The organism is Eubacterium sp. ER2, assembly GCF_000765215.1.
Lineage (GTDB): Bacteria > Bacillota > Clostridia > Lachnospirales > Lachnospiraceae > Claveliimonas > Claveliimonas intestinigallinarum.
On the sequence record NZ_JPJE01000034.1, the window covers coordinates 53,445 to 63,498 of the forward strand.

Consider the following 10,054-nt stretch of genomic DNA (forward strand, 5'->3'; position numbering starts at 1 on the left):
GTCCCTCCTTACTTCTGTTCCTCAAGCCTTTTCAGCACATTTCTGGTGCTGAAAAGAGCGGTGTAGTTCACAAGCACATACAGGTTGCCGCAGCCCTTCTCGACACGCTCGCAGATGGCCTTCTCCACGTCCGCCTCCAGCATGGAGGGGATGTCCACATACTTGAGCCGCAGCCGCATATCCTGACACCGGATGCCGCTGACTGTGATGGAGTTCACATTCGCCTCCTTAAACCTGTCGAAATCCACATCCCACAGCCAGGACACATCGATGCCGTCCTGGGCGTTGTCGTTGATGACAATAATGACATCCTTTAGGGTCTCATCCTGCATGACCGCGGAAATATTCTGGTTAAAGCCCGCCGGGTTCTTTGCCAGGTTCAGAGTAATGTCCGTCCCCTTCACCCGGAACCGCTCCATCCTGCCGTTCTCCGGATTAAAGGCCGCCAGCATGTCATTGAAATGGGGAAGCTCCAGTCCCGACGCCCGGGCCGCCGTGTAGGCTGCCAGAATGTTGTAGACATTGTAGAATCCCCGGTAATTGGCCGTGATCCTTCTTCCCTCCACAGTGAAGGCGAGGTGATCTCCCACCTCAATATCAGAAGCGTTGTACTGGATATCCGGCCGCCTGAAATCACACTGTGTACACTGGTAGACCCCAAGCTGGCTGTAGTGATAAAACTCATAATGGAGAGGAGCGCCGCACTTCTTGCAGAAGCGTCCCTCCCTGATCTCGTGGGTACCGCTGTCATCCGTCACCTTCTCGTTGATCCCGTAAGTGATATATGGATTTCCCGCGTCCATGGCGAGGAAGGCGCTCAGAGCGTCATCCCCGTTCACGATGACCTTCATCTCCGGGGCGCTCTGCATCACTTCCTTTAGAATGTTCATGGTGATGTCGATCTCCCCGTACCGGTCCAGCTGGTCCCGGAACAGATTGGTCAGAACCATGTAGTCAGGCTTAAAGTAAGGAAAGACTCTCCTTGTGGACGCCTCGTCTATCTCAATGCAGGCGCAGTCCGCATCCAGCCTGCCGGACCATCCGGCCGCCAGCACGAAAGCCGCTGCCACGCCGTTCAGCATGTTTGAGCCGGTGTGATTGCAGACCACCTTCTTTCCCTCTGCCTCCAGAGCCGCGCAGAGCATGTTGTTGGTAGTCGTCTTCCCATTGGTGCCGCAGACGATAAAGATATCCCCTCTCACCTGGGAGGCCAGCTCTCTCAGTATATCCGGGCAGACGCGAAGGGCGATCTTTCCGGCCCAGGTCACGCCCTGCCTGTGGAAAATGTGTACGCTCGCCGCCTGCGCCGCCTTTGCCGCCCAGACTGCTGCCATTCTTCGTAGCTTCATATGTTTATCCTTTTTTCTGATTTATTCTTTGTATGATATTGAGGCAAAAACCTCAACTACGATGCCTACGGATTGTTCCATGCTGTGCACTCTCACAATCCTACCCACTATGAGCAAGCTCATGTGGGCTTAGACCTTTTGCCCCTGGCATCTTTGTACTATTTTACCTTCTGGCCTGCCACAAGTCAACCGCCATGTCGGATCCTGCCATGTCCAGCCCACATTTATTTGTTATGTTTTTCACAAATTTCTTCTGTTTTTTCCCAAAACTTTGTGTCTAATTTATATTTACTATTCTGCCCTCCCGTGTTATGATACAGACATAAACAGATAGATATTTTTTTAACGATAGGCGTCCCAGGTACGCACGCTTTCTGGTTGAACTGCCAGGAACAACCGGAGAGCAAATAAACCTTTTTTTCATACAATAGAATCCTTTAAAACGGAAAAACAGCTCCGGGCTTCCAAGCGCCAGGGGCTGTTTTTCTGTGCTCTATATATGCTCTGTCTATTTTCTATGGTTTTCCTATGATCTCATGATCTGTCCTTTTCCATCATTCCCATGAGGATCTTCTCCGGCGTGATGGGCAGCTCCCTGTGCCATACGCCTGTGGCGTTGAAGATAGCGTGGGCGATAGCCGGGGAGGGAGTGTTGATGACGACCTCTCCGATGGACTTGGCGCCAAATGGGCCGGTCTCCTCATAGCTGCTCTCAAATTCCACCCGCAGCCTTCCGATATCCAGACGGCTGGGAATTTTGTACTGCATAAAGGAATTCTCCAGGATCCTTCCCTTTTTGCTGTAGGTGATGTCCTCGTAGAGGGCCATGCCGATCCCCTGGGCCAGGCCGCCCTCGGTCTGGATCCTTGTCAGATTGGGATTCATGGGCGTGCCGCAGTCCACCACGGCCACGTAATCCAGAAGCTCCACAGCCCCTGTCTCCTTGTCCACCTCCAGCTCTGCCATGCCCACCATGAGAGGCGGCGGAGATGTGGGTGAGGAGTGGGTCACTGTGACCTGGACGGGCTCCCGGTTTCCGCACATGGATTTGGTGGCGATATCTTTAAGGAGCACCTCCTTTGTCCCGTCGGCTCTGCGCACCCGGTCAGCGGCAAACTCCACCTCGTCCTTCCCGCACTCCAGCATGCCGGCGGCAATGGCGCAGATGTGGTCCTTCAGCTCCACGGCCGCCTTCTCCACCGCCTTTCCTGTCACGTACATGGTGCTGGATGCGTAGGAGCCGGAGTCGTAGGGCGAGGAGTCCGTGTCCGCCCCGTAGACGATGATATTGTCCAGGTCGCACTCCAGACACTCTGCCGCCACCTGGGCCAGGGTGGTGTCGCACCCAGTTCCCATGTCCGCTGCTCCAATGGAAAGGATGTAGAAGCCCTCGTCATTCAGCTTCAGTGTGGCCGATCCCACGTCCACACCGGAAATGCCGGAGCCCTGCATGGCCATGGCCACTCCCTTGGCCCGGATCTTTCCATTGCCCATGTCCTTTGCCAGAGGCTTCTCGTCCCAGCGGAACATCTCCTTTGCCCTCGCCATACAGCGGTCCAGAGCGCAGGCGTTCATCTTTTCATTGTAGTAAGCCATGGCTGTCTGTCCCTGGCGTACCATATTTTTCTCCCGGATCGCCACCGGATCCATGTGGAGCCTGTCCGCCAGCTCGCTGACAATGCTCTCCACCGCAAAAATACCCTGTGTGGCCCCGTAGCCCCTGTAGGCTCCGGCTGCCTGCACATTGGTATACACCACGTCATAGTTGAACCGGTAGGCTTCCATATTGCCGTTATAGAGGGGAATGGACTTGTGTCCGCTCAGTCCCACTGTTGTAGGGCCGTGCTCCCCGTAGGCCCCTGTGTTAGACAGGGTGTACACATCCAGGGCCCGGATGGTGCCGTCCTTCATGGCTCCCACCTTCACCCTGACCTCCATCTCATGGCGGGGCGAACCGGCAGTCTGGCTCTCCTGCCTGGTGTAGATCAGCTTGGCCGCCTTTCCTGTCTTCCATGTGACAAAGGCCGGAAAGACTTCTGTCACGCAGGTCTGCTTCGCCCCAAATCCGCCGCCGATACGGGGCTTTGTCACCCGCACCTTTGACTTGGGGATATCCAGGGCATTGGCCACGATCCTGCGGACGTGGAAGATGATCTGGGTGGAGCTGATAATGTGCAGCCTCCCGTAAGGATCCATGCAGGTGTAGGTCCGGAATGTCTCCATCATAGCCTGGCTGTCCGGCTTTGTGTGGTAGGTGTGCTCCAGCACAATGTCGCAGTCCTCCATGACCGCGTCCACATCTCCCTTGCTGTCCTTTGCGGAGGCGCACAGGTTCCTCTTGTTGTCCGCTCCCACAGGGCAGAGAGCCCTCCAGTTTTCCTCCGGATGAACAAGGATCTTGTTGTCCTTGGCCGTGTGGATATCCAGCACCGGCTCCAGCACTTCGTACTTGACCTTGATGAGCTTCAATGCCTTGTCCACGGCCTTCTCATTTTCCCCAGCCACGATAGCCACAGCGTCCCCCACAAAGCGGAGTCTCTGGTCCAGGATCAGCCTGTCGTAGGGGCTGGCCTCGGGGTAGGTCTGGCCAGCCATGGTAAAGCGCTTGTCAGGCACATCCCTGTAGGTGTAAATGGCCTCAATGCCGGGCACCTTCATGGCAATATCCGTGTTGATCTCCTGCACGAGGGCGTGGGCGTGAGGGCTGTGGAGCACCTTCACCACAAGACAGTCTGAGGGCGTAATGTCATCCATGTACACCGGCTTCCCTGTCACAAGGGCCATGGCGTCCTTCTTTCTCACGGAACGATTCACATATCTGTAGCTGCTTCCTGGTATCTGATCCGGCATTAGGCTTCCCCTCCCTTCGACTGGCTTTTTTTATAGTTGATGTAGGCCCGTATCCCCCGCAGCTGTCCCTCATATCCGGAACAGCGGCACAGATTTCCGGCCAGGTATTCCTTGATCTCCTCGTCCGTCGGGTCCTGGTTTTCACGGAACATGGCAATGCCGTTCATCATCAGCCCCGGGTTGCAGAAGCCGCACTGCTCCGCCCCCTCATCCGCGATAAAGGCGCCAAAGCCCTCCGCCTCCTCCTGAAGCCCTTCCAGGGTGGTCACCTTATGTCCGTCCGCCCTGGCAGCCAGAAGGCTGCAGGACAGCACCGGCCTGTCATCCACAAACACCGTGCACAGACCGCAGTTGGAGGTCTCGCAGCCCCGCTTCACACTGTAGCACCCCTGGCTGCGCAGGAAGTCGATGAGGAGCATGTCCGGGGCAATGTCCGCGGTTACTTTCTTTTCATTTAAAAGGATCTGTATCTGCATCAGTTTCTCCCCTCCTGTTCACTTTCATCCATCTGCGCAATCTGAAGAAGAGCCCGCTTTGCCAGTACCCCTGCAATAATCTTCCGGTACTGGGCGCTCCCCCGCAGATTGCTTCCCGTCTCCACAGTCTCTGACACGTAGGCTCCAAAGGCCTCCGCGCTCTCCCCCGTGATGCCGTCTGCCAGGAGCCCTCTCTCGTCCCGGAGACAGACTGCCTTCATGGGCCTTGCGCCGATGACGCAGCGGACCTCCTCCTCTGTCTGCACCACGCAGCAGGCCAGGGCCGGGAAATCTGTCTTTGTGTTCCTCTGGGAGAGATAGGCTGCCCGCATGGGCTTTTTGGGAACGATCACATAAGTCAGGATGTCATTGTCATAGGGAAGGTACGCAAACTCTTCCACAGACAGCCGGCCTCTCTTATAGAGCTCCACTTCTGCCCCCGCTGCCATCAGAAAGGTCAGCACGTCGGAAAACCCGTATCTTCCGAACACGCTGCCTCCCACAGTGGCCATGTTCCGGAACTGGACGCCCACAATGTGGCGCACGCTCTCCCGGGCCGCCCCCTGGGTCAGGGCGTTCAGGCCCTGGTGGAGCTCCACCTGGCGCAGCGTCACCATAGCGCCGATCCGGAACTCTCCCTCCGTCTCCTCGATGGTGTCCAGCCCCAGACCGGACAGGTCGATGGCTGTCCCCACATTTCTCTTCTGCATCTTCAGCCAGAGCATGCCTCCCAGGACCACATTGTTCCTCTTCTGGTTCAGCTCATAGGCCTCCTCCAGGCTGGACGCCTTTACATACTGATTGATCGTAAGCACGTCTTCTCTCCTTTTCTCTGTAAAATCCTCAATATTTTCCAAATAAATCCCGTCACATATCTATAAAGCCGATATATTATAGCATATTTCTCTTTTGTGCGGAAGGGTTCGGGACGCTTTTCCGTTTTTTTCAATAACAGTTTTATCAGGGTTTTGTCAGACCATCTCGTTTTGACAGATTTCTTCATTTCCCTCTCCATCATGCGGCAATTTGTGATAGAATGGTCGGAGTAGCAATCTTAGCGATTCAGGAGGACTTTAAAATATGATAAAAATACTATTCATTTGCCACGGCAGGATTTACTGTTCAGAATAAAAAGTCTCAAATCGTCTTAAATACTTCTATAAATAGTAGTTCTTATGTTTCATTCTCAATTTTACCAATGATTTACCAATATTTCTGGAGAGTCAGACTTGCAAAAAATAAGCCAGAATGAGGAGATTAAAAATATGAGCGAATTGAAACCAAGAATAACAGAAAACGGAATTGATTATATCCTTGTCGGAGATTACTATATCCCAGATTTGAAGCTGCCGGAGGAACACCGTCCTATCGGAAAGTACGGACGGATGCACCGGGAATATTTAAGAGAAGTCCCCCCAGCCAGATTGAACACACTGATACTGACCGGAGAATTGTGGACATATCTTGCAGACCTGAACGAACAGGCACAGGAACGGTTAGACACTATCATGGAGCAGATGAAAGCTACCGAGGGCGTGACAGAGGAATTAAAGCGTACTTCTCAAATGGAATGGGTGCAGCGTTGCAATAACATCCGTAACCGGGCAGAAGAAATTGTTCTGCATGAGATGATCTATTCATAAGGGTATGATATAGGGAAACGATATCTGAAACATGGTATCGTTTCCTGTTTTTATAAATATTTGTGTAACAGAAAATGGGTGTAAGGTTGACATTACAAGAAAAAAACATATATAATTATTGTAATGTTAACCTTACTTTTGGAGGAACTATGAAAAACAGAATAAAAGAATTGCGAGAACAGCGAGGGCTGACGCAAGAGCAATTAGGAGAACTGGTTGGAGCTTCAAGGCAGGCGATAAATGCCATAGAAACAGAAAAATTTGAACCATCTATCTGGCTTGCATATGATATTTCTAAAGTATTTGAGTGTGCCATTGAGGAGGTATTTTTATTTGATGTAAGTTTGAGAAAATCAAGAGCTGACAGCAGCAGACAGGAGGTAAAAAGTGGCAACAAGATTTCTTCGTTATGACAGCGACCCTATATTAAGAAAAAAATGTAAAGCTGTCCTAAAAGTTGATGATAAAATCAGGCAGCTCTTAGATGATATGCTTGATACATTACATGAAACAGAAAATGGAGCTGCACTGGCAGCAAATCAGGTTGGCGTTTTGAAACGGTTGGTTGTCATTGATTTTAACGATACACGATTAAAACTTGTAAATCCGAAAATGATAAGCCAAAGCGGTGTGCAGGAATGTGTTGAGGGATGCCTTAGTTTCCCGAACCGTTTTGTAAAAACAATTCGTCCACAAAAGGTCACGATTCAGGCACTCAATGAATATGGAGAGGAAATTATAGTTGACGGAGAAGATGAAATGGCAAAATGCTTCTGCCATGAGCTGGAACATCTGGACGGTATGATTTTTTTAGATAAAGCGATTGAAGAACTTTCTGTTGTGTAGTGCAAATTGATAGATGCCGTTTCGGAAAAAGAAAAGGAGTTTTATGAGCAAAGTTATTATGATGTGCGGCGTATGTGGTTCTGGAAAGACTACTTACGCCAAGAAAAAAGAACAGGAAGGATATATCAGACTTTCCATTGATGAAGAAATGTGGAAACTTTATGGGAGAAAGGGAATTGATTATCCGGAAGAACAATATGAAAAATTGTCAGAGCAGGTGGAGGCTGCGCTTCAAAAAAAGCTGCTGTCCCTGATTCAGCAGGGAAAAGACGTTGTGATTGATTTTAGTTTCTGGAGTAAGGAAAATCGGAATTTTTATAAAGAGCTGATCCAAAAAGCAGGCGCTGAAACGGAACTTGTCTATATGAAAGCCAGTAAGGAGCTTTTGCAAAAAAGACTATATAAAAGAAATCAGGTCTTAAATGCCAATTCGCCGTTTGTGATAACAGATGAAATATTGGAACATCATTATCACGCATTTCAGGAGCCATGCGGCGAAGGAGAAAAAGTAATTTTGCAGAAAGAGGATATTATACAGTATTCAAAAGATGAAAGTAAAGCAATCTGGAATCAGAACGCTAAATTTTGGGATTGTTCAATGGGGGATGAATCAAATGATTTTCACAGAGAAGTTGTCCGTCCAAAAGTAACAGAGCTTCTAAATCCTGATCCAACAGATTATATTTTAGATATTGCCTGTGGGAATGGAAATTATTCTGCATATCTTGCAGAAAAAGCTGTCTCTGTTTTGGCTTTTGATTATAGTGAAAAAATGGTGGAACTGGCAAAAAAGCGCCAAAAACGGTATGCTGATCACATTGAGTTTTGTGTAGCAGACGCTACGAATGAAACAAGTCTGATGGCATTAAAAAGAAATAAGCCATTTACAAAAGCAGTCTCAAACATGGCGGTCATGGATATTACAGACATTAAGCCGCTTTTTACCTCTGTTTATAAATTGCTTGAGGATAACGGAGTATTTGTATTTGCGACACAGCACCCCTGTTTTGTAACGCTTACAGAAAAATATATGACGCCGCACAGCTATTACGATATTGCGATTGAAGGACAGCCACAAAAACAATGTTATTATCATCGTTCTTTACAGGATATTTTTAATCTGTGTTTTGATACTGGTTTTGTCATAGACGGATTTTACGAAGAATGCTATTTTAATAAAGAAATCCCGGATATTATCATTGTCAGAGCCATAAAAATTGAGAGGTAGATAGTAGATTTGCTATTTCCTGTAATTGTAAAAAAACTTAAAACTATGGAGGTATCTATTTTGATTATAAGACAAGAAAGACCAGAAGATTATGATACGGTATATCATGTTGTAAAAGAAGCATTTGAAAATGCTGAATATACAGATGGAAATGAACAGAACTTAGTTGCTGCGTTAAGAAAAAGCAAATCGTTTATTCCGGAACTTTCTCTTGTTGCTGTCGAGGACGAAAAAATTGTAGGACATATTCTTTTTACAAAAGCAGTTGTTCAAGGGGTTGAGGTTCTTGTGCTTGCCCCTCTTTCTGTATTACCCGATTATCAGAACAGGGGAATCGGATTATCTTTGATGAAAGAAGGACACAGTATAGCACATAAATTGGGATATGAATATTCAGTTGTTTTGGGACATTCCAAATACTATCCAAAGGCAGGATATATTCCGGCAAGTGAGTGTGGAATAAAAGCGCCATTTGAAGTTGACGATGAAAGTTTTATGGCACTTAATCTTAACGGAAGTCAAAACAAATTAAATGGAGTTATTGAGTACGACAAGGCTTTTGGGATATGATGTAAAAAATTAGAAGTTGGGAAGGTAAAACATAGATGAATCAAGGTAGAATTATTGTAATCACAGGTTCGCCGGGAACAGGGAAAACTACAACGGCATCTGCTGTTGCAAAAGAATCAGATTTAGAAAAGTCTGTGCATATGCACACAGATGACTTTTACCATTATTTGAGTAAAGGGGCAATACCACCACATTTGCCAGAATCAAATGAGCAAAATTTGGTTGTCATTGAAGCATTTTTAGAAGCTGCGAAGCGATATGTTCGTGGTGGATATGATGTAATTGTAGATGGCATTGTAGGACCGTGGTTTTTAGAGCCGTGGCTCAACATTGTTCAAGAACATTATGAAGTACACTATATCGTTTTAAGGGCAAGTAAAGAAGAAACTATGAAGCGAGCTATCGAACGCTCAAAGTTAGATAGAGAAACAAATGTTGAATTAGTTGAAACAATGTGGAAACAATTTTCTAATTTAGGAATCTATGAATTAAATGTTATAGATACAACTGCGCACTCAATCAAAGATACTGTTTCAGCAGTAAAAGAAAAAATCGTAAGCGGTACGGCTTTACTATTTTAGACAAAGCTGCAAAGACCGCCCGACCCGCTGCTATGAACATATCTTCCTGCTTACGAAAGAAAAGAAATACTACTATGACGCTGCGGCCATAGCCGAACCCATTTCCCCGAAAACGGCGGCGCGGTACCGCATGGGGCGCAGCGCGAACGGCAAATACGCCGCAGAAGTCCCCGGACAAGGCAAGGTACAAGGGCTGAACAAGGCAAGGAGCGGCGGCTACTACGACGACGCGCTCATGCCGACCACAAGGAACCGCCGGGACGTTTGGACTATCAACACCGTCCCCTATAAGGGCGGGCATTTTGCCGCGTTTCCCCCGAAGTTAGCGGAAACGTGCATACTGGCGGGCTGTCCGAAAGGCGGCGTTGTGCTTGACCCCTTTTTCGGGAGCGGCACGACCGGGCTTGCAGCGAAAAGCCTTAGATGCTGCAAATGGGGGATCATCGTTGTTGTGTCTGTAGGATTAGGGTGGATAGTAAAACCTACGATATACCGGTTTTCTGTCCCAATC

The 10,054-nt window shown here is 48.6% G+C and carries 10 protein-coding genes and 1 pseudogene; 7 read left to right on the top strand and 4 right to left on the bottom strand.

The annotated features are described in order from the left end of the window. Window positions 1-8 precede the first annotated feature (8 nt). The 4 genes from NI21_RS0112625 to NI21_RS0112640 all read right to left on the bottom strand — a co-directional run bounded on the left by NI21_RS0112625 (window position 9) and on the right by NI21_RS0112640 (window position 5,490). The gene (locus NI21_RS0112625; RefSeq protein ID WP_033126557.1) at window positions 9-1,349 is read right to left on the bottom strand and encodes a MurT ligase domain-containing protein; all 1,341 of its coding nucleotides are present in this window, start codon (window positions 1,347-1,349) and stop codon (window positions 9-11) included. A 534-nt stretch (window positions 1,350-1,883) separates the two neighbouring features. Further along, window positions 1,884-4,199, bottom strand: coding sequence for a xanthine dehydrogenase family protein molybdopterin-binding subunit (locus NI21_RS0112630; RefSeq protein WP_033126558.1), 2,316 nt, complete (start codon window positions 4,197-4,199; stop codon window positions 1,884-1,886). Beyond that, window positions 4,199-4,675 (bottom strand): (2Fe-2S)-binding protein, encoded by a 477-nt coding sequence (locus NI21_RS0112635; protein ID WP_033126559.1) that lies wholly within the window; start codon window positions 4,673-4,675, stop codon window positions 4,199-4,201. The genes NI21_RS0112630 and NI21_RS0112635 overlap by 1 nt, the downstream gene beginning before the upstream one ends. Continuing rightward, the gene (locus NI21_RS0112640; RefSeq protein ID WP_033126560.1) at window positions 4,675-5,490 is read right to left on the bottom strand and encodes a xanthine dehydrogenase family protein subunit M; all 816 of its coding nucleotides are present in this window, start codon (window positions 5,488-5,490) and stop codon (window positions 4,675-4,677) included. The genes NI21_RS0112635 and NI21_RS0112640 overlap by 1 nt, the downstream gene beginning before the upstream one ends. Before the next feature lie 450 nt (window positions 5,491-5,940). On the opposite strand from NI21_RS0112640, the gene NI21_RS0112645 reads away from it, so the two are divergent. The 7 genes and pseudogenes from NI21_RS0112645 to NI21_RS0112680 form a co-directional block, all read left to right on the top strand. Continuing rightward, window positions 5,941-6,318, top strand: a complete 378-nt coding sequence (locus NI21_RS0112645) for a TnpV protein (protein WP_033126561.1) — start codon at window positions 5,941-5,943, stop codon at window positions 6,316-6,318. A gap of 149 nt (window positions 6,319-6,467) precedes the next feature. After that, the gene (locus tag NI21_RS0112650) at window positions 6,468-6,731 is read left to right on the top strand and encodes a helix-turn-helix transcriptional regulator (RefSeq protein ID WP_008981865.1); all 264 of its coding nucleotides are present in this window, start codon (window positions 6,468-6,470) and stop codon (window positions 6,729-6,731) included. Beyond that, entirely contained in the window at window positions 6,706-7,164 is a 459-nt protein-coding gene (gene def, locus NI21_RS0112655) for a peptide deformylase (RefSeq protein ID WP_033126562.1), read from the top strand. The genes NI21_RS0112650 and def overlap by 26 nt, the downstream gene beginning before the upstream one ends. Before the next feature lie 58 nt (window positions 7,165-7,222). Next, a complete protein-coding gene (locus NI21_RS17190) occupies window positions 7,223-8,392 on the top strand; it encodes an AAA family ATPase (RefSeq protein ID WP_255349851.1) in 1,170 nt (389 codons plus the stop codon). Between the two features lie 60 nt (window positions 8,393-8,452). Next, a complete protein-coding gene (locus tag NI21_RS0112670) occupies window positions 8,453-8,962 on the top strand; it encodes a GNAT family N-acetyltransferase (RefSeq protein ID WP_033126563.1) in 510 nt (169 codons plus the stop codon). A gap of 35 nt (window positions 8,963-8,997) precedes the next feature. Then, a complete protein-coding gene (locus tag NI21_RS0112675; protein ID WP_033126564.1) occupies window positions 8,998-9,543 on the top strand; it encodes an AAA family ATPase in 546 nt (181 codons plus the stop codon). A 1-nt stretch (window position 9,544) separates the two neighbouring features. Then, window positions 9,545-9,964: pseudogene (locus tag NI21_RS0112680) on the top strand (site-specific DNA-methyltransferase); the annotation flags it as partial. Window positions 9,965-10,054: the final 90 nt, after the last annotated feature.